Below are 20,852 nucleotides of genomic sequence, written 5' to 3'. Positions count from 1 at the left end.
CTCTCCCTTAGCCGGCCTGCAGGCCGGGCTGGCCGTCGAGGATGACGAACGAGCGCACTGTGGACGCCGCCGCGCCGTGCTCGGTCACGGTGTTCACCGCGCGGAAGTCCGCGCGGACCTGGCTGCGGCTGATCGTGGTACGGACGTAGCCGCGCCGGTCCGAGTAGAACTTCAGGTGCGGGTTGGCCGCCGCGTTCGGGACCGTGGTGCTGCCGCTGCCGTTGCCGGTCGAGCTGATCGAGGTGCAGACCAGCTCGGTGCCGATGGTGGCCGAGGAGGGGTTGGCGTAGTCGGCCTTGAGGTCGTTGGCCCACGAGCGGTGCACGTCGCCGGTGAGCACCAGCGGGTTGCGCACCCCACGCTGCTGCCAGCCGGTCTGGATGCGGCTGCGGGAGGCCCGGTAGCCGTCCCACGCGTCCATGCTCGCCGCCCCGTTCGCGTCGAGCTGCTGGGCGAAGAAGACCTGCTGGCCGAGGATGTCCCAGGTGCCGTAGCGCTGGGCCAGCCCGTCGAGCAGCCACGCCTCCTGGCTGGCGCCGGTCAGCGACCGGGAGGCCAGGTCCGCGTCGGCGCAGACCTTCCAACCGTCACCGCAGGCCTGGTCGTCACGGAACTGCCGGGTGTCGAGCATGTGGAAGGTGGCGAGCTGCCCCCACCGGACGCGCCGGTACAGCGGGATGCTGTTGCCGCTGGCGGCGGACGCCGGTCGCAGCGGCATGTTCTCGTAGTAGGCCCGGTACGCGGCGGCGCGCCGGGCGGTCCACTGGGCGGCGGTCAGCGTGGGGCTACTGTCGTTGCGGACCATGTTGGCGTAGTTGTTCTCCACCTCGTGGTCGTCCGGCACCACCAGCCAGGGTGCCGCCGCGTGAGCAGCTTGCAGGTCCGGGTCGGACTTGTACAGCGCGTACCGACGGCGGTAGTCGGCCAGCGACACGATCTCGGCGCCGACGTGCTGCCGCACAGTGGAGCTGCCGACGCCGCCCTCGTAGATGTAGTCGCCGAGGTGCAGGATCAGGCCCGGGTTGTCCTCGGCCATCCGCCGGTACGCCGTGTAGTAGCCGGCCTCGTAGTGGGCGCAGGAGGCGAAGGCCATCACCAGGTCGCGGCCGAAGGAACTGGGCGCCGGGGTGGTCCGGGTCCGCCCGACCGGCGAGATCTGGCCCTGGGCCCGGAACCGGTAGTAGTAGTCGGAGTCGGCGGCGAGCCCGCCCGCGATGGCGTGTACGGAGTGCGCGTCGGCGTACCGGGCGACCACCGAGCCGGAGGCGACCAGCGAGGTGAACCGGTCGGTGGTGGACACCTGCCACTCCACTGTCACGTCGGCGTTGGCCATGCCGCCCTGCCCGTCGGCATTGAGCGGGGACGGTGCCAGCCGGGTCCAGAGGACCACGCTGTCGGGCGCCGGATCACCGGACGCCACACCGAGTTTGAAGGGGTACGGCGCCGCGGCGCGGGCACCCTGGCGGGGTGTCACCGCGACCCCGGCGGTCACCAGTCCACTAAGGACGAAGATGCGACGGCTCAGCCTTGTCATGGTCAACAGCCTCGGGAACGTCGATGAACGGCGATGGCTGCGCGGCGGAATCCGACATGACGGAATGCTGTCCGCGCCAAGGCGTTCAGGTGTCCGGACCGCCGGCGCCGGGGGCCGGATCGTCAGGTGAGCGGCGACGGGGACTCGGCGCCGGGGATCACCAGCGTCGGTGTGCCGGACCCGTCCGCCGGGACGCTCCAGACGTCGGGCTGGCCGTCGTCCCGGCGCAGGGTGTAGGCCAGCTTCCCGCTGTCCAGCCACGCGGCCTGATCATCGACGCTGCGGACCTCGGCGGTCGCGGTGACCCGCATGCTCGCCAGGTCCAGGACCGCCAGCCGCCAGCCCTTCGCCGGGTCGGCGTCGACAGCCTCCTTGAACGCGAGCCGGGTGCCGTCCGGTGACAGCGACGGGCACTCGACGTTCTCCTTCAGCGTCTCGACGGTGCGGGCGGCGAGGTCACCCCGGACGAGGTACCTCCTACCCCCGGTCGCCATGGTCGCGTAGAAACGGTTGTCGTCGGCGGTGAAGGTGACGCCCCAGTAGTTGACGTCCGCGTTGCGGTAGCCCCGGCCGTCCCGGGTGATCGCGAACTCTTCGAGCGAGGCCACAGTGGTGCCGGTGCGGGTGTCGAGGATCCCGGTGCGGGTGGAGAAGCCACTGGAGGTGTACGAGTCGCCACCGACGAACGTCGTCCAGGAGACCATCCGGCCGGAGGCCGAGACCCGGGCCCGGTTCGGCAGCCCCGGCACACTGACCGCCCGGGTCTGGCGCAGCGTCGTGTCGAGCACGACAACCTGGTACGACCACGCGGTCTCCGGCTTCAGGCAGACCCCGGTGCCGGCCGCCGCGTACACCCGGAGGCACTCCAGGCCGGCGACGGTGCGCGGCCCGGTGGGGTCGGTAGCGGCGACTGTGGAGACGTGCCGGTCGGTGATCGCCAGCAGGCGCGGCCCGGGCGCCAGGGTGACCGCCTGCTCGCCGCCGGCGGGTGGCGGCGTCCCGGGAGCCTGCGCGGCCGTGGCGGCGTAGCCGGCCGCCACGGCGCCCAGCAGCACGGCCGAAGCGACCACCACGCCGAGCTTCGCTCGGGTCGACATCGCGGTCATCGGGGCACCTTCCGGGTGGTGAGTCGGGACGGGGAGGCCAGCAGGAGCAGCGTGCCGACCAGGACGCCGGCGACGGCCACGGCCGCCACGCGGATCGCGTTCTCCGGCCCCCACGCCTGCCAGGCCAGCCCGAACAGCACGGAGGAGACGAGGTACGCGAGCGCCTGCCCGGTCTGCACCAACGCGATTCCGGTGGTTCGCAGGCGCGCCGGCAGCACCGGAGCGGCGAGCGCGATGAGCACGCCGTCGGTGGCCGCGTAGAAGGCGCCGTACAGCGTCAGCGCCAGGGCGATCAGCGGCCACCCGTCGACCGGGCCGGCCAGCAGCAGGTACGTCGCACCGAGGGCGGTGTAGCCGCCGATCACCACGGGCAGACGACCGATCCGGTCGGCGAGGACGCCGAGCGGAGCGGCGAGCAGCAGGTACGCCAGGCTGGTCCCCACCGCGAGCAACGGGAACCAGCGCAGGCCGAGGTCCATCCGGCGTTGCAGCAGCAGGTAGACGAAGCCGTCGCCGATGGTGGCCAGCCCAAGCATCGCGGCGGCCAGCACCAGCCGCCGGGCCGGTCCCACGCGCAACAGCCCGAACGCCTCCCGGACGGAGACCTTCGGGTCGTTGGTCTCGCCCGCCCCCTCGCCGCCCGCCGCCTCACCGTCCGGCCGCTCCCGGACGAAGAGCACGAACACCACCACGGCCAGGGCCGCGATGCAGAAGCTGGTGACGAAGACCGCGTCGTACGACTGCCCGACGACCAGCAGGACCGCGAACGCGGCGAGCGGCCCGAGGAACGCGCCGACGCTGTCCATCGCCCGATGCACCCCGAACGCCCGACCCAGCGCCTCAGGGGGCGTGGAGAGCGTGATCAGCGCGTCGCGCGGCGCGCTCCGCACCCCCTTGCCGATCCGGTCGACGGCGATGACGGCGCCGATCGCCGGGATCGACCGGCCGGCGAGCAGCAGGCCGAGCTTCGCGACCGCCGAGAGCGCGTACCCGACGCCGGCGATCAGCTTGCGCCGCCGGAACCGGTCGGCGGCGAAACCACCGACGACCCGCAGCAGCGCGGTCGCGCCGGTGTGGACGCCGTCCAGCACGCCGAACGCCACCGGGCTGAGGTGCAGGCCCAGCACCAGATAGAGCGGCAGCACCGCGGCCACCATCTCGGCCGACACGTCGGTGATCAGACTGACCGTGCCGAGCGCCACGACGTTGCCGCTGACCATCGCGAACCGGCGGCGTCGGGGTCCCGATCCGGGGTCGTCGGCGACCGGTCGGGAGACGGTCGACAGGTACACGAGCATCTCCTCGGATCGACGGTTGACGGGCAGCCATCGTCCGTACTCAGTGGAGGAGGCACAACGGACCACGGATGGCCTCCGGACGAGGGTCGGGTGAACGGGCTGACAACACCCAGGTGTTCGCCTGCCGGGACGCACTGTTCATCCACCCGTCGCCCGTCGGCTCATCGACCTTCCTACATTCCTTGCGCTCTTCCCACGAGGTAAGGAGTCCTGGATGGACATTCGATTCCCCCGTCCGTCGGTGACGCTGGGGGTGGTCACGGTGATCGTCGCCGCGACCGCCGCCGTCGTCGTGACCGGCGCTGGCGCGGCGTCGGCGGCGAGCGTGACCTTCACGCCGGTCGCCGACACCTACGTCCAGAACGACACGGCCACCACCAACTACGGCACCTCCACGCAGGTCGTGGTCGACAACTCGCCGGTGCGGCGCTCGTTCCTGCGCTTCACAGTGAGCGGTGTCAGCGGCACGGTGACCGGCGCCAAGCTGCGACTGCGCACCATCAGCGGCAACAGCGGCAGCGACGCCGGTGGCACGTTCCGCCGGATGTCCAACACGACCTGGTCGGAGACCGGCACCACCTGGAACAACCAGCCGACCATCGACGGGGCCACACTCGGCACGATCGGTGCGGTCAGCGGCAACACCTGGTACGAGGTCGACGTCACGGCCGCGGTCACCGGCAACGGCACGTACAGCTTCGGCGCCACCTCGGCCAGCGGTGACGGCGCCTACTACGACACCCGCGAGAGCGGCGCTGACGCCCCGCAACTGGTGGTCACCACCGGAAGCACCACGCCACCCCCGTCGGGCGACCCGGTGTTCGTCGGTGCCGGCGACATCGCCGACTCGGGCTCCGGCGACAGCGCCACCGCGACGCTGCTCGACAGCATCCCGGGAACGGTCTTCACCACCGGCGACAACGTCTACGACAGCGGAACTGCGTCGCAGTTCAACAGCTACTACGAGCCCACCTGGGGTCGGCACAAGTCCCGCACCCGCCCGTCGCCGGGCAACCACGACTACAACACGTCGGGCGCGACCGGCTACTACAACTACTTTGGTACGTCCGCCGGCCCGAGCGGTCGCGGCTACTACTCGTACGACCTCGGCAACTGGCACATCGTGTCGCTGAACTCGAACATCAGCATGTCGGCCGGCTCGACGCAGGAGCAGTGGCTACGCGCGGACCTGGCCGCCAGCAGCAGGCCGTGCACGCTCGCCTACTGGCACCACCCGCTCTTCACGTCCAGCTCCAACCACGCGCCGTCGACGTCGACGCGTCCGCTGTACCAGGCCCTCTACGACTACAACGCCGACGTCGTGGTGTGGGGGCACAACCACGTGTACGAGCGGTTCGCCCCGATGAACCCGGCCGGTGGCGCCGACTCCAGCCGGGGTCTGCGCAGCTTCGTCGCCGGGATGGGCGGCGCCGGCCACTACGGCTTCGGCACCATCCAGCCCAACAGCGAGGCGCGTAACAGCTCAGCCTGGGGCGTCCTGAAGTTCACCCTGCACTCCAACAGCTACGACTGGCAGTTCGTACCGGTAGCCGGCCAGACCTACACCGACACCGGCACCACCACCTGCCACTAACGGACGCGTGCCCCCTGTCCGCCAGGCGGGCAGGGGGCACGTGCGTACCGTCGGAACGTCAGCGGGCGGTGCCGGCGCGACGCTTGTTGTAGACGTCGAAGGCGACAGCGACGAGCAGGACGAGACCCTTCACCACGGACTGGGTCGACTGGTCGATGCCCATCAGCTGCATGCCGTTGCTCATCACCGCCATGATCAGACCACCGACCATCGCGCCCACAACGGTGCCCACGCCACCGGTGACCGCCGCGCCGCCGATGAAGGCCGCGGCGATCGCGTCCAGCTCGAACATGTTGCCGGCGGCGGGCTGGGCGCCGTTCGACCGCGACGAGTAGATGACGCCGGCCACCGCCGCCAGGAAGCCCATGTTGACGAACATCCAGAAGTTGACGGTGCGGACCTTCACCCCGGACAGCGCCGCCGCCGACAGGTTGCCGCCGATCGCGTAGACCTGGCGGCCGAAGACGGTACGCCGGGTGAGCAGGCCGTAGACCAGCACCAGGACCGCCAGGATGATCAGCACGATCGGCAGCCCTCGGGCGTGCGCCAACTGCCAGGCGAAGTACATGAGGACCGCGCCGACCAGCACGACCCGGGCGACGAAGAGCGGGAACGACTCGACGGGCTGCTGGTAGCGGATACGCGCCACGCGGGTGCGGAAGCCGCTGACCGCGTAGCCGGCCACGGCGATGGCGCCGATCAGCAACGTGAAGGCGTCGAAGCCCTGCCCGCCGAGCAGGCCGTTGAGGAAGCCCGCCGCGACCTGCTGGTATTCGGACGGGAACGGCGACAGCGAGATGTTGTCGAGCACCCGCAGGGTCAGACCCCGGAACAGCAGCATGCCGGCCAGGGTCACGATGAAGGCCGGAATGCCGGCGTACGCCACCCAGAACCCGTGCCACGCGCCGACCGCGACGCCGACGACCAGCGCCGCGACGACGCCGATCCACCACGGGTGGCCCTGCTGGATCACCAGGACGGCGGAGACCGCTCCGGTGAGCGCGACGACCGATCCGACCGACAGGTCGATGTGCCCGCCGATGATCAGGATGACCATCCCGATCGCGAGGACCAGGATGTACGAGTACTGGAGGACGATGTTGGTGATGTTGCCGGGGCTCAGCAACACCCCGTCGGTCAGGACCGCGAAGAGCGCGACGATGACGACCAGGGCGACGTAGATCCCGCTCTGCCGCAGGTTGTTCAACACCAGCGCCCGCAGGTCGCTCGTCCCGCTGTGCAGGGCGGCAGCGGGCGTGCTGTCCGGGGGCGTGGGGCGCTCCGTCGAAGGGGTCTTGATGCTGGTCATCCGACGAGCTCCTTGTCCTTGGTCATCAGCTCCATGAGGCTCTCCTGAGTCGCCTCGGCCACCGGCATCTCGCCGGTGATCCGGCCGGCGGCGAGGGTGTAGATGCGGTCGCACATTCCGAGCAGCTCCGGCAGCTCGGAGGAGATGACGATCACCGCCTTACCGGCGGCCACCAGCCGGTTGATGATCGTGTAGATCTCGAACTTGGCGCCGACGTCGATCCCGCGGGTGGGCTCGTCGAGGATCAGCACGTCCGGGTCGGTGAACAGCCACTTCGACAGCACGACCTTCTGCTGGTTGCCGCCGGAGAGCTTGCCGACCACCGCCATGACGCTCGGCGTCCGGATGTTCATCTCCTTGCGGCTCGCCTCGGCAACCTTGATCTCCTCGTTGCCGTTCACCCAGCCCAGGCGGGACAGCCGGTCCAACGCGGCGGCGGACACGTTGCGCCGCACGTCGTCGATGAGGTTGAGGCCGTAGCGCTTGCGGTCCTCGGTGACGTAGGCGATGCCGTTGTCGATCGCCTCGGCGACGGTGCGCGCCTGCACCTCCCGCCCGTGGACGAAGAGTCGGCCCCGGATGTCGCGCCCGTAGGACCGACCGAAGACGCTCATGGCCAGCTCGGTCCGCCCGGCCCCCATGAGGCCCGCGATACCGACGACCTCGCCGGCGCGTACGGAGAGGCCGACGCCCTCGACGACCATCCGGTCCTGGACCGGGTGGCGCACCGTCCAGTCCTCGATGCGCAGGACCTCGTCACCGGGGGACGACTCGCGGTCGGGGTAGAAGCTGTCCAGGTCGCGCCCGACCATGCCCCGGATGATCCGCTGCTGGGTCACCTCGTCGGACCTCATGTCGAGGGTCTCCACTGCGCGTCCGTCGCGGATGACTGTGGTCGAGTCGGCGATGGCGGTGATCTCGTTGAGCTTGTGCGAGATCATGATGCAGGTGATGCCCTGCTCCTTGAGGGCCCGCAGCAGGTCGAGCAGGTGCGCCGAGTCGATGTCGTTGAGCGCGGCGGTCGGCTCGTCCAGGATGAGCAGGCGCACCTTCTTCGACAGCGCCTTGGCGATCTCCACCAGCTGCTGCTTGCCGACGCCGAGCTGGATGACCGGGGTGACCGGGTTCTCGTGCAGCCCGACGGACGCCAGCAGCTTCGCCGCTTCGGCGTTGGCGAAGTTCCAGTCGATGAGCCCGCTGCGGCCGCGCCGCTCGTTGCCGAGGAAGATGTTCTCCGCGATCGACAGGTACGGCACCAGGGCGAGCTCCTGGTGGATGATGACGATGCCGTTGGCCTCGCTGTCGCGGATGCCACGGAACTGCATCGGCTTGCCGTCGAAGAAGATCTCGCCGTCGTACGAGCCGGACGGGTAGACGCCGGACAGCACCTTCATCAGGGTGGACTTGCCGGCGCCGTTCTCACCACAGATGGCGTGGATCTCCCCGCGGCGCACTGCGAGGGTGACGTCCTCCAGCGCGGTCACGCCGGGGAAGGTCTTGGTGATGCGACGCATCTCGAGGATGGTGTCGTCCATGGTCACTGTCCTCCGTCAGGTCTGGACGTGGTACGCGCCCAGGCGTCGGGCCCGGCGGGTGACCGCCGGGCCCGACGAGTGGCTTACTTCTTGGCCTGACCGGCGGCGACCTCTTCCGCCGTCCAGTAGCCGGAGTCGATCAGCGTCGCCTTGATGTCGTCCTTGTAGACGGTCGCGATCGGCAGCAGGTACGCCGGAACGACCTTGACGCCGTTGTTGTACGTCTGGGTGTCGTTGGCCTGCGGCTGCTTCTTCTGCAGGAACGCCTCGGCCGCGTTCACGGCCTGCTCGGCCAGCAGCCGGGTGTCCTTGAAGACCGTGGAGCTCTGCACGCCGTCGTTGATCAACTTGATCGAGGCGATCTCCGCGTCCTGGCCGGTCACCACCGGGAGCTTCTTCGCGCCCTTGCCGTAGCCGGCGTTCTGCAGGGCGGTGATGATGCCGCGGGAGATGCCGTCGTACGGCGAGAGCACCCCGTCGACCTTCGAGCCGTCGTTGTAGCTGGAGGTGAGCAGGTTCTCCATCCGCTTCTGCGCGGTCTCCTGCTGCCACCGCAGGATGGCTACCTGCTCGGGGGTGGTCTGCTTGGACTTGACGACCAGCGTGCCGTTCTCGATGAACGGCTTCAGCGTGTCCATAGCGCCGCCGAAGAAGTACTGGGTGTTGTTGTCGTCCAGCGAGCCGGCGAAGAGCTCGACGTTCAGCGGCCCCTTGGCCGTGCCCTTCGAGCCGTCCTTGTTCAGCAGGCCGAGACCGACGAGCAGCGCGGTGCCCTGGGCGACGCCAACCTTGTAGTTGTCGAAGCTGACGTAGAAGTCGACGTCCTTGCTGCCACGGATCAGTCGGTCGTAGGAGATGACCGGGATCTTCGCGGCCGCGGCGGCCTGCAGCTGGCTGCTGAGCGCGGTGCCGTCGATGGCCGCGAGGACCAGGACATCCGCACCCTGGGTGATCATCTGGTCGACCTGCTGCGACTGCGTGGGGATGTCGTCGCCGGCGTACTGGAGGTCGACCTTGTAGCCCTTGGCTTCCAGCTTCGACTTCACCGCGTTGCCGTCGGCGATCCACCGCTCCGAGGTCTGGGTCGGCATCGAGACACCGATGGTCAGATCGCTGGGCTTCTCGTCGCCGCTCTTCTCGCCGCTGCCCGCACCCCCGCCGCTGCACGCCGCCAAACTGAGCGCGAGTGCCGCGCCGCCGAGAGCAACCAGGAATTTCCTGCCCACGGGCTTCTCCTCTCTGGACTCCCCCGCCGACTGCCGGGGCCAAGTGTCATCTTTCGGGTAGTGTTAGCGCTCACATAGATTGCGTCAACACCAGATCTGAAATACCGGTGTCACGGTCTCGTAACGGAGCATCCAGGCGAGCGTAGCCATGTGGCCGATCCGCCGGAAGGGCAGGATGCGGCGACTCAGCGTGTCGTCCGCAGCACTCTACAGACCGATGCCCGCGGACGACGTCTGTCGTCCGCGGGCACCAGCACTACCGCCGGATCAGGTGGGTCGGCCGCGAGCTCTGCGGTCGGCGGACCCGATCGGCTACCGCTGCGACCACCGCTGGTTGGCGGCCGCGGTGCAGGTCCAGAGGATCACCGTGGTGCCGTTTGCCGTGGCGTTGGCGTTGACGTCCAGGCAGAGCCCGGACTGCGTGTTGCTGATCGTGCCGTTGGTGTTGACCGTCCACTGCTGGTTGGTCCCGCCGTTGCAGTCCCAGAGCTGCACCTTGGCGCCGGCCGCGGCGTTCAGCGGGGCGTCCAGGCACTTGCCGAGGGCCTGCAGGGTCTGACCGCTGCTGGTCCAGCGCTGGTTGGCGGCGCCGTTGCAGTCCCAGATGACCGGCTGCGTGCCGTTGGTCGTGTTGCTGTTCGGCACGTCGAGGCAGCGGCCCGAGGCGGCGCTGGCGTACGCGCTCGACGTGGTCGGCGGCGGCGTCGTCGGAGGAGTCGTCCCACCACCGCTGACCCGGTACACGACAGTGCCGTGCGCGGGGACGCTGGCGCTGATCGTCCCGCTGCTGGAGCTGGTGCCACCGGTCCACGCGTCCACCAGGGTGAACGACGAGCCGGACTTGCCGATGGCCGCGGCCGTGGTCGAGATCGTCGTCGTCGAGCCGCCCTGGTTGAAGAGGGCCACGGCGACGTCACCGTTGGCGAGCCGCTTGGCCAGCACCCGACGCGTGCCGTCGAACGACACCTGCGTCCCCTGCAACCCGAGCGAGTCCTGGTTGATGGCGATCAGGTTGGCGTTCTTGAGGATGGTCTGCGTCGCGGCGTTCATGTTCCGCACGTCGTTGCCGGCGATCAGCGGGGACGCCATGATCGCCCACATCGCGAAGTGGCTCCGCATCTCCGTGTCGTTCATGCCGCCGCGACCGACCTCCATCATGTCCGGGTCGTTGAACCCACCCGGCCTCGCGTAGGACGCCAGCGGAACGGTCACGTTGATGATGTTCTGGATGCCCATCGGGTAGCCGTTGCTCTGGCCGGTGTCCCACGCGTTGGTGATGTCCTCGGTGGTTCGCCACATGTTCGCCACGTCGCCCCAGTTGCGCTGTGGGCCGGTCTTGGCGTGGATGCTGTTGGAGTTGATGCTGTAGACGATCGGTCGGCCGGTGGCGGCCAGCGCGTCACGCATCTTGGCGAAGGTGGTCACCTGGTCGTTGATGCTGCCCTCCGGCGAGCACCAGTCGTACTTGAGGAAGTCGACGCCCCAGGCGGCGAACTGGCGCGCGTCCTGCACCTCGTGGCCACGGCTGCCGGTCGCGCCGGGGTAGGCGCCGAAGTACTGCGCGCAGGTCTTGTCGACCGGCACCTGGTAGAGGCCGAACTTCAGGTTCCGGGCGTGCAGGTAGTCGCCGAGCGCCTTCATCCCGCTGGGGAACCGGCTGGGGTCGCCCTGGATGTTGCCGGAGCTGTCCCGGTTGGGGTTGAACCAGCAGTCGTCGACCACTACGTAGTTGTAGCCCAGGTCCCGCATACCGCTGCTGACGATCGCATCCGCCGTTTGCCGGATCAGCGCCTCGTTGATGTTGCAGCCGAACGAGTTCCACGAATTCCACCCCATGGGGGGAGTGCGCGCCACGCCGTTGTCCAGTGCCTGCGCCGTCGGCGCGCGAAGGCCGACCAGGGCACCGGCGAGCAGTATTCCGGCCGCCAGTACGCTCCCCCAGCGACGACCTCGGGTAATGCGGTTCATCGAGCCTCCTTGTCGGTGACGCCCGCCCGTGTTTACGATCTCTGGTCGGCACGCCGATAGTGGGACGCCAATTTTGTTAGCGTTAACAGAGACGCCCATCATGTTACGGCGACATTTCACGAGGTTCAATACCTGCACGGCGTCGTATCGCCTGGCATCGATTGGTCACACTCTGCAACCCATCGAGTTGCGTCTTATCGGGCAGAGCAGCCGAACATTGGCGCACGCTGGCGCGGACCCAGTGGGCGCGAAGCGGCGGCGGCGGGACTGCTCCCCCACACCGCGGGAGGCGAACTCCGGTTGGTCCGGCCGTCAGCGACGAGGTGGGGCGACGCTCTCGCGGGCGACCAGAGCCGGGGCGATGGTCTGCCGCAGCGCCCCACCGGTGCCCGACTCGATCTGGGACAGCAGCATCTGAAGGCTCGCCCGCGCCACCGCGTCGAAGTCCGGTCGAACGGTGGTCAGCGGCGGAATGAAGTAGGCCGCCTCCGGCACGTCGTCGAAGCCGACCACGCTGATCTCGTGCGGCACCCGTCGACCGAACTCGTGCAGCGCCCGCAGCACGCCCAGCGCGAGATGGTCGTTGGCGGTGAAGACGGCGGTGACCTCCGGCATCCGCGCCAACATCTGCCCGCACCGGTAACCCGACGCTGCGGACCAGTCCCCCGGCATCGGCGGCGGCGGATCCAACCCGGCGGCCAGCAGCGCCTGCCGCCAGCCGTCGATCCGACCCACGCTGTCGAACCAGTCGGTCGGCCCGGAGACGTGCCAGACGGTGCGGTGCCCGGCGTCGAGCAGGTGTTGCGTCGCCGCCCGGGCGCCCGCCACCTGGTCGACAGTCACCAGCGGCACCGGCCGGCTCGGGTCACCGTCGACAGTGACCAGCGGGACATCCTTGGGCAGGCGCTCCAGCGCCTCACCGGCCGACTCGACCGGGGCGATGACCACGATGCCGGCGACCCGGTGCGACAGGTGCCGCTCGACGGCCGCCGAGATGGAGCGGTGGTCCAGGTTTCGCACGCTGCCGACGCTGACCGCGAAACCCTCTTCGGCGGCGGTCTGCTCCAGCGCGGCCAGCAGCGACGCCGGACCGTAGAGCGTCGTGTTCTGCGCGACCACACCGATGACCTGCGATCGACCGGTCACCAGGGCGCGTGCCGCGCCATTGGGGCGGTAGCCGAGTTCGGCGATCGCCGCGCGTACCCGAAGCCGGGTCTGCTCACGGACGTTGGGGTGCCCGTTGAGCACCCGCGACACCGTCTGATGGGAGACACCGGCGAGACGAGCAACGTCCGTCATCGCGGGACCGTGGACGGCCATTTCACTCCCCCCGCTACATCTCCGGCCCGCGGCCCGTCGACGTCGACTGGAGCGGCCCGGCCCGATCCCCCTCGCTCAGTCACCACGCCGGTGCTGAATCCCAGGTGACCAGCGCTGGATCGCCGACAGTCTACGCCAGCAACGGCCCCGAACACGGCACGGCTGTGCGGGGACCGCGCGACGCGCCAAAGCCGTACAACGCGGTGCCCGTCCGCAGTCCCCCAGCAACAGGTACGGGGCAGGTCCCGAAGTGCTACACCGGCCTGCCCTCGCTCCTGGACAGAGCGTGGAGCGGGCCGGCGAGGACCTGACGCGGTGGCGCGGACTACACATGCCGCCAGGCCTGCGTTGCCAGCGCCACCGGTCAGAGCGATCGTCGTGTGACTGGTGTCACGGAGTGGTCAGGTCGAACCGCCGCACGGTGACCGCGCCACCGAGCGCCTGTGTCGCGTGGTTGAAGATGGCGAATCGGTAGCCCATGAAGAACTGCCAGTTGTTCGCCAACGTCAGGGCGTTGCCGAACGAGGTGAAGTTGACCCCGTCGGTGCTGTACGAGAAACGGGCCTGCCGGCCGGAGCCGGGTCTGATGTCGGCGTTGGCGCGCAACCAGATCCGGCCGCCGGAGACGGCGGTGCTCGCCACCTCGCTGCCGGTGCTGGTGGTGTTCCAGCTGCCGTCCATCGTCAGCCCGTTCTGCATGACCAGTCGGGTGGACCCGTTGTCCCGTCGGACTCCGATCCAGGCCGACGAGTTGCGTAGCACCGCCAGGCCGGTGCGATCACCGTCGCGCATGGTGGAGTAGTCCAACTCGATCGTCGCGGTCGAGGTGGGGCCCTGGATGCGGTGGGTCAACGTGTTGCGCGCCTTGTACAGGTCGCCGGTGACGGTGGCCGTCTGCAGGTTCAGCCCGTTGTTGACCGACCACTTGCTGTTGTCCGGGTTGTGGTTCCACTCCCACTGCGGGCCGAGCGTGGTGCCGGCGAACGTGTCGGAGCCGGTGAGCGGCTTGACCGCCCGGGGCGGCGCGGGCAGGTTCGGCTTCGGGTACGTGCTGCCCCACGTGCCGTTGACCGTCTGCAGCACGGGCCAGCCGTCGCCGGTCCAGGTGATCGGGGCCATGGCCGGCATCCGACCACCGGGGTACGCGTCGACGAAGGACATGTAGTACCAGTCGCCGTTCTGGGTCTGCACGAGCCCACCCTGGTGCGGCACACCGCCACCGGAGATCGGGCCGGGCAGGTTGAGCAGCACCTGACGCTGCTCGTACGGGCCGAACGGGCCGTTCGTCGACTTCAGCACGTACTGGCCGTTGGCCGGGCGGGTGAGCCAGATGTAGTAGGCGCCGTTGCGCTTGTAGAAGCGGGCGCCCTCCAGCGTCCCGATGCTCGATGGCGTGGTGTACACCTGCTGGGCCCGAACCTGGGACTTCCCGTCCGCGGACAGCTGCGCCACGCTGATGGTGCCGTTGCCGTACGCCACGTACATGGTGTCGTTGTCGTCGATCAGCATCCCCGCGTCGTAGTAGCAGTTGGGGATGGTGGTGTGCTTGCTCCAGGTGCCGTCGACGGCGGACGCGGTGTAGATGTGGGTCTGCGCGAAGTCGATGCACCCGGCCCAGTAGTACGTCCGGTTGCTCGGCCGGTAGTTCAGCGTCGAGGCCCAGATCCCGTCGACGTAGGCGTTACCGCCGCTCATGTCGTACTTCGAGCCGAAGTCGAGCTTGGGTACGGAGTGCCCGGCGAACTCCCAGTTGACCAGGTCGTACGAGCGCAGGACCGGCGCGCCAGGCGAGTAGTGCATGGTGGACGCCGACATGTAGTAGGCGTTGTCGACGCGGATGATGTCGACGTCGGCGAAGTCCTGCCAGACCACCGGGTTCGAGTACGACGTGCCGGGAGTGCCGGGGTCGCTGCCGCCCACCTGGACGAGCTGCCACTGCTGGTTGGTGCCACCCCAGTCGGCGTACTGCACCACGTTCCCACCGTCAGCGGTGGACGCGCCCTGCACCTCCACCGCCTTGCTGCTGTTGCGATTGATCAACCGAACATAACCACCGTCCGAGTCAGCCAACCGGAACTGCTGATTCGTCCCGTTCAGATCAGCCCACTGCACGACCGCACCACCGTCAGCGGTGGAAAACCCACTGACATCGAGCACCTTGCCCGAGTGCCGCGACTTGACCCGGTAGTAGCCACCCCCGGAATCCACAAACTGCCACTGCTGATTGACCCCGTTGTTACGCGTCCACTGACTGATCCGCGCCCCGTCATTCGTAGCCGAGGCATACAGGTCCAACGCCTTACCACTGTTCCGATTCACCAGCACATACCACGCGTTGGTGTCGACCGTCGCCGCTGACGCGGCGGTCGGCGCGACAGCCGCCAGAGCGCCGCCGACCACCACCGCGACCGCGGCGGCGACGAGTCGCGACAGCCGACCACGCCCCCGCGCTGGTGTTGTCCAGGGAACCCGACCGATGGCAACCATGATCCTCCTCTGACAGTGCGTTCCGAACGGCCCGGGTCGTCATCCACGGCACTGGGCGGTGTGCCGAGCTGGCCTGATCGCACAATGTGATCGCTAACATCACTCACCGTGGTCCAGGGCACTGATCTACCGAACACGGGGAGAGAGATGATCGCGGCCGGGCCAGCCACAGACATCGACCGTCTTGGTTATAGACTGTGAGCGATAACACGGCCTTAGTCAAGACGTAACCCAATCAGCTCGTGACCGTGCTAACGGATACGCAAACGGGTGGTCCGCCCCTGCCCGAGGAAATTCAGGCAGGGACGGACCACCCGTCCGAGGTGCGGCCGAGCCGCGCGAATCAGAAGCCGCGGGCCAGCCGGTAGTAGGCCTGGTTCCAGCGCAGCTCGTCGGCGAAGCGGCGGGGCTCCGTGGCAGCGTCGATGACGACGAGCTCCGTGCGACTCATCTCCGCGAGGTCGTGCAGCTCCTCCACGCCCACCGCCTGCGACAGCACTGTGTGGTGCGGTGCGCCAGCGGTGATCCACGACTCGGCCGAGACCGGCAGGTCGGGGCGCGGACGCCAGACGGCCCGGGCAACCGGCAACCGGCGCAGCGGCTGCGGCGGCGCCACCACGTCGATCTCGTTGGCCACCAGCCGGAAGCGCTCCCCCATGTCGGCCAGCCCGAGCACCACGGCCGGACCGGGCGCGGCGTCGAACACCAGCCGGACCGGGTCCTCCCGGCCACCGATGCTCAGCGGATGGATCTCCACGTTGGGCACGTCGGAGGCGATGGTCGGGCAGACCTCCAGCATGTGGGCGCCGAGCACCAGCTCGTTGCCCGGGGTGAGGTCGTAGGTGTAGTCCTCCATGAACGACGTACCGCCGCTCACGCCCACCGACATCGCCTTGAGGGTGCGGACCAGGACCGAGGTCTTCCAGTCGCCCTCACCACCGAAGCCGTAGCCGTCCGCCATCAGGCGCTGCACGGCGATGCCCGGCAGCTGACGCAGCCCCCCGAGGTCCTCGAAGTTCGTCGTGAAGGCCCGGAACCCGCCCGCGTCCAGGAAGGCGCGCATGCCCAACTCCACGCGCGCGGCGTACCGCAGCGAGTCGTGCTGCTCGCCGCCGGGCAGCAGTTCGCCGACGATGCGGTAGGTGTCCTCGTACTCCTTGACCAGGTCGTCCACCTGCGCGTCGGTGACCTCGCCGACCACCTCGACCAGGTCGTTGACGCCGTAGGTGTTGACCGAGACCCCGAACCGCAGCTCGGCCTCGACCTTGTCGCCCTCGGTCACCGCGACGTCGCGCATGTTGTCACCGAAGCGGGCCAGGCGCAGCGACCGCATCGCCGACCAGCCCAGCGCGGCGCGGGCCCATGCCCCGATCCGAGTGGTCACCCGCGGGTCGCTGACGTGCCCGGCCACCGTCTTACGGGCCACACCGAGACGCGTCTGGATGTACCCGAACTCCCGGTCGCCGTGGGCAGCCTGGTTCAGGTTCATGAAGTCCATGTCGATGTCGTTCCACGGCAGCAGAACGTTGGCCTGGGTGTGCAGGTGCAACAGCGGCGTCTGCAACGCGTCCAGTCCGGAGATCCACATCTTGGCCGGCGAGAACGTGTGCATCCAGGCGATGACCCCGACGGCACCCTGAGCGGCGGCGTCCCGGCAGACCTGCAGAATCTCACCGCTGTTGGTCAGGACGGGCTTCCAGACCACACGGGCGGGAATCTGCGGCGAGTCGTCGAGTGCTGCCGCGATCTGGCGAGACTGCTCGGCCACCTGGCGGAGCGTCTCCTCGCCGTACATGCCTTGGCTGCCGGTGAGGAACCAGATCTCGGGTTCGGTGTGTGGTGCCATGGAGTTGCCTTCCGCGAGAGGGGCGGTCACTTGTAACGGATTCCGATGAGGCGCTGGAGGAGGATGAACGCGAAGAGCAGACCGCCAATCACGATCTTGGTCCACCAGGAGTTGAGGCTCCCGTCGAAGGTGATGAGGGTCTGGATCACGCCGAGGACAAGCACGCCGAGCACCGTGCCGAAGACGTAACCCGCGCCGCCGGTGAGCACAGTGCCACCGATGACGACGGCGGCGATGACGTCCAGCTCCATCCCCACGGCGATCAGCGGCGCGCCGGAGAGAGTGTAGAAGGACAGCAGGATCCCGCCGATGGCCGAGCACAGACCGCTGATCGTGTAGACGGCGATCCGAGTCCGCCCCACCGGCAGGCCCATCAGCAGCGCCGACTGCGGGTTGCCGCCGATGGCGTACACGTTGCGGCCCAGCCGGGTGTAGGCCAGCGTGTACGCGGCGATGACGACCACCACGAAGGCGACCAGCACGCTGATCGACACGAAGTTGCCCTGGGGGTTCCCGATCCGCTCCTGCGACATCGAGGTCCAGAAACCGTCGGTGATCGGGATCGACGCGCCGGAGATGAAGGTGCACATACCCCGGGCGAAGAACATCCCGGCGAGCGTGACGATGAACGGCTGGATCTCGAAGAAGTGAATGACGCAGCCCATCAACAGGCCGAGCGTCGGGCCGATGAGCAGGGCGATGACCAGCACCAGCGCCGCCGGCATCCCGTCCTGGAGCAGCGCGGCCGACACCATCGCCGTCATGGCGACTACCGAACCGACCGACAGGTCGATGCCACCGGTGAGGATCACGAAGGTCATGCCCACCGCGACGACGAGCAGGAAGCCGTTGTCGATGAAGACGTTGAAGATGACCTGGACGTTGGAGAACGCCGTGTACTGCGAGACGCCGATGGCGTACATCACCAGCAGCAGGGCGAGGGTCGCCAGGACCGGTATCTGCTTCCTCGGCAGCCGGAACCGGGTACGACCGGCGGTAAGCGTTCCAGTGGTCATGCCGGCACCTGCTCCTTCGGCTTGTCGGCGATGGTGGCGGGCGGCGGGGAGTTGCGCCTACGCCGGCTGAACCGGGCCCGGAAGGCCGGCGCCTGGATGAGGCAGACGGCGATGACGACGACCGCCTTGAACAGCAGCGAGGTCTGCGGTGAGATGTCCATGGCGTACACAGTGGTGGTCAGGGTCTGGATGATCAGCGCGCCGATGATCGTGCCGCTGAGGAAGAACCGACCGCCCGCGAGGGACGTACCGCCGATGACGACCGCGAGGATCGCGTCCAGCTCGACCCAGAGGCCGGCGGCGTTGCCGTCGGCGCTGGAGACGTTGGCCGTCATCATGAAACCGGCGACCGCGGCGCACGCGGCGCTGATCACGTACGTCAGGAAGATGACCCGGCCGGAACGGATGCCGGCGAGCCGGCTGGCCATGGCGTTGCCGCCCACCGACTCAATGATCATGCCGAGGGCGGTGCGACGGGTGAACGCGGCGACCAGCAGTGCCGCGGCGAGCGCGATGAAGATGGCCAGCGGCAGGGTCAACGCGTGGCCCAGGCCGATCGCCCGGTACGGCTCGGAGTTGATGGTGATGATCTGGCCCTCGGTGATCAGCTGGGCGAGGCCCCGACCGGCGACCATCAGGATCAGGGTGGCGATGATCGGTTGGATACCGATCACGGCCACCAGCACCCCGTTCCAGGCGCCGAGCACGAGCGAGACGCCCATCGCCATCGCGAGGGCGGTCACCACCACGCCAAGGCTGTTCTGGTCGGGCTGCTTGCTGATGTACATGCAGGCGATCGCGCCGCTGATCGCGCAGAGCGAGCCCACCGACAGGTCGATGCCGCCGGTGGAGATGACCAGGGTCATGCCCAGCGCGACGAGGATCAGCGGTGCGCTCAGCCGCAGGATGTCGATCGGCGTGCCGTAGAGGTGCCCGTCCTTGAGCTCGATGGACAGGAACCCGGGCCGGTAGATCGTGTTCGCGGCAAGCATGACGAACAGCACGGCGGCGGGCCAGAACAGCCGGTGACCGATCATCGTCCGGTAGCGGCTCATGGTGTCGTTCATCGGTCTGCCTCCTCCCGGTGGGTTCCGCTGGCGATGGTCTGCATGATGCGGTCGGCGTCCAGGCTCTCGTCGTTGGCGAGCTGCGCGACCATCTGCCGGTCCCGCATCACGGCCACCTTGTGGCTGAGGCGCAGCACCTCCTCCAGCTCGGCGGAGATGAAGAGCACCGCCATGCCCCCGTCGGACAGCTGCGTCACGAGCTTCTGGATCTCGGTCTTCGCGCCGATGTCGATGCCCCGGGTCGGCTCGTCGAGGATCAGCAGTCGTGGCTCGGTGATCAGCCACCGGGCCAGCAGCACCTTCTGCTGGTTGCCGCCGGAGAGGTTGCGTACCGGCACCTCCGGGTCGGCGGGCCGGATGTTGAGGGCCTTGACGTACTTGTCGACCAGCTCGTCCTGGCGGCGACGCGGAATGGGCCGCAGCCAACCGCGGGCAGCCTGCATGGCGAGGATCATGTTCTCGCGGACCGACAGATCCGCGACGATCCCCTCGGCCCGGCGGTTCTCCGAACAGAAGCCCACACCGTGGTCGATGGCCTGCGCGGGGGTGCGCAGGCTGCTCGCCGTGCCGTCGACAGTCACCTGACCGCCGTCGGTCCGGTCAGCCCCGAACAACAACCGCGCGACCTCGGTACGCCCTGAGCCCAGCAGGCCGGCCAGGCCCACCACCTCGCCGGCGTGGATGGTGAGGCTGAACGGCTCGACCGCACCCGCCCGACCGAAGTTCGACACCGCCACCAGGGGGGTGCCCTCCTCCAGCGCGGCCAGGTCCCGCCGGGAGTGCTCCTCGATGCCCTCCAGGACGTCGAGCTCCTTGCCGATCATCTTCTCGACCAGGGAGAGCTGGGGCAGCTCGGTGGTGAGGTACTCGCCGACGAGCCCGCCGTTGCGCAGCACGGTGATCCGGTCGGCGATCTCGTAGACCTGGTCGAGGAAGTGCGTCACGAACAGGATCGCGATTCCCTCGTCGCGCAGTTGCCGCATGATGCGGAACAGCTGTGCCACCTCACTGGCGTCGAGGCTGGACGTCGGTTCGTCCAGGATCAGCACCCGGGCCTTGATGTCGATCGCGCGGGCGATGGCGACCATCTGCTGGATCGCCAGGGAGTACGAGCCGAGAGGCGCGCTGACGTCGAGGTCGAGGTCGAGGCGGGACAGCAGGGCCCGGGCGCGGCGGCGGACCTCACCCCAACGGACGGCGCCGAAGAGCCGAGGCTCACGGCCGATGAAGATGTTCTCCGCCACCGAGAGGTTGGTGCAGAGGTTGACTTCCTGGAAAACGGTGCTCACACCGGCGGCGGTGGCCTGCATCGGCCCGGTGAACGACACGGGCTCACCATCGAGGGTGATCGCGCCCTCGTCGGTGTCGTAGACGCCGGTGAGCACCTTGATGAGGGTCGACTTGCCGGCGCCGTTCTCGCCCATCAGGGCGTGCACCTCGCCGGGGAAGAGCCGGAAGTTGACGTCGTGGAGTGCGCGCACCCCGGGGAAGGATTTGCTGATCCCGGTCATCGTCAGGACCGGACGGCTATCCGTCATCCCATCAG

The 20,852-nt window shown here is 68.7% G+C and carries 14 protein-coding genes; 1 reads left to right on the top strand and 13 read right to left on the bottom strand.

Annotated elements, in window-relative coordinates:
* Positions 1 to 7 precede the first annotated feature (7 nt).
* The 3 genes from ACLJOK_RS25690 to ACLJOK_RS25680 form a co-directional block, all read right to left on the bottom strand.
* Positions 8 to 1,534 carry an alkaline phosphatase D family protein gene (locus ACLJOK_RS25690; RefSeq protein WP_410821144.1) on the bottom strand — a complete coding sequence of 509 codons (1,527 nt, stop codon included), beginning with the start codon at positions 1,532 to 1,534 and terminating at the stop codon, positions 8 to 10.
* 122 nt (positions 1,535 to 1,656) lie between these two features.
* Entirely contained in the window at positions 1,657 to 2,640 is a 984-nt protein-coding gene (locus tag ACLJOK_RS25685; protein ID WP_410821143.1) for a TolB family protein, read from the bottom strand.
* Positions 2,637 to 3,932 carry an MFS transporter gene (locus ACLJOK_RS25680; RefSeq protein ID WP_410821142.1) on the bottom strand — a complete coding sequence of 432 codons (1,296 nt, stop codon included), beginning with the start codon at positions 3,930 to 3,932 and terminating at the stop codon, positions 2,637 to 2,639. Before ACLJOK_RS25680 ends, ACLJOK_RS25685 begins: the two co-directional genes overlap by 4 nt.
* A gap of 220 nt (positions 3,933 to 4,152) precedes the next feature.
* Between ACLJOK_RS25680 and ACLJOK_RS25675 the strand changes: the two genes are divergently transcribed.
* Positions 4,153 to 5,532 (top strand): DNRLRE domain-containing protein, encoded by a 1,380-nt coding sequence (locus ACLJOK_RS25675; protein ID WP_410821141.1) that lies wholly within the window; start codon positions 4,153 to 4,155, stop codon positions 5,530 to 5,532.
* Positions 5,533 to 5,590: 58 nt separating this feature from the next.
* Here the strand turns inward: ACLJOK_RS25675 and mmsB are convergent, their stop codons facing one another.
* The 10 genes from mmsB to ACLJOK_RS25625 form a co-directional block, all read right to left on the bottom strand.
* Positions 5,591 to 6,841, bottom strand: coding sequence for a multiple monosaccharide ABC transporter permease (mmsB, locus tag ACLJOK_RS25670; protein WP_238677030.1), 1,251 nt, complete (start codon positions 6,839 to 6,841; stop codon positions 5,591 to 5,593).
* Entirely contained in the window at positions 6,838 to 8,376 is a 1,539-nt protein-coding gene (gene mmsA / locus ACLJOK_RS25665) for a multiple monosaccharide ABC transporter ATP-binding protein (protein ID WP_410821140.1), read from the bottom strand. Before mmsA ends, mmsB begins: the two co-directional genes overlap by 4 nt.
* Before the next feature lie 83 nt (positions 8,377 to 8,459).
* Positions 8,460 to 9,602, bottom strand: coding sequence for a multiple monosaccharide ABC transporter substrate-binding protein (gene chvE, locus ACLJOK_RS25660; RefSeq protein WP_091401170.1), 1,143 nt, complete (start codon positions 9,600 to 9,602; stop codon positions 8,460 to 8,462).
* Positions 9,603 to 9,914: 312 nt separating this feature from the next.
* Positions 9,915 to 11,570 carry a glycoside hydrolase family 27 protein gene (locus ACLJOK_RS25655; protein ID WP_410821139.1) on the bottom strand — a complete coding sequence of 552 codons (1,656 nt, stop codon included), beginning with the start codon at positions 11,568 to 11,570 and terminating at the stop codon, positions 9,915 to 9,917.
* Between the two features lie 312 nt (positions 11,571 to 11,882).
* Positions 11,883 to 12,869 (bottom strand): LacI family DNA-binding transcriptional regulator, encoded by a 987-nt coding sequence (locus tag ACLJOK_RS25650; RefSeq protein ID WP_181539476.1) that lies wholly within the window; start codon positions 12,867 to 12,869, stop codon positions 11,883 to 11,885.
* 411 nt (positions 12,870 to 13,280) lie between these two features.
* On the bottom strand, positions 13,281 to 15,377 hold the full coding sequence (locus ACLJOK_RS25645) for a family 43 glycosylhydrolase (RefSeq protein WP_410821138.1): 2,097 nt from the start codon (positions 15,375 to 15,377) through the stop codon (positions 13,281 to 13,283).
* A 343-nt stretch (positions 15,378 to 15,720) separates the two neighbouring features.
* Complete coding sequence (araA, locus tag ACLJOK_RS25640; protein WP_410821137.1) at positions 15,721 to 17,223, bottom strand: L-arabinose isomerase; 1,503 nt, start codon at positions 17,221 to 17,223, stop codon at positions 15,721 to 15,723.
* 26 nt (positions 17,224 to 17,249) lie between these two features.
* On the bottom strand, positions 17,250 to 18,239 hold the full coding sequence (gene yjfF / locus ACLJOK_RS25635) for a galactofuranose ABC transporter, permease protein YjfF (protein WP_410821136.1): 990 nt from the start codon (positions 18,237 to 18,239) through the stop codon (positions 17,250 to 17,252).
* Entirely contained in the window at positions 18,236 to 19,306 is a 1,071-nt protein-coding gene (locus tag ACLJOK_RS25630; protein ID WP_410821135.1) for an ABC transporter permease, read from the bottom strand. Before ACLJOK_RS25630 ends, yjfF begins: the two co-directional genes overlap by 4 nt.
* Positions 19,303 to 20,844 (bottom strand): sugar ABC transporter ATP-binding protein, encoded by a 1,542-nt coding sequence (locus tag ACLJOK_RS25625; RefSeq protein ID WP_410821134.1) that lies wholly within the window; start codon positions 20,842 to 20,844, stop codon positions 19,303 to 19,305. Before ACLJOK_RS25625 ends, ACLJOK_RS25630 begins: the two co-directional genes overlap by 4 nt.
* Positions 20,845 to 20,852: the final 8 nt, after the last annotated feature.

This window comes from Micromonospora sp. 050-3 (assembly GCF_046549335.1).
GTDB lineage: Bacteria > Actinomycetota > Actinomycetes > Mycobacteriales > Micromonosporaceae > Micromonospora > Micromonospora trifolii.
This window is presented reverse-complemented; position numbering and strand designations above follow the sequence as displayed.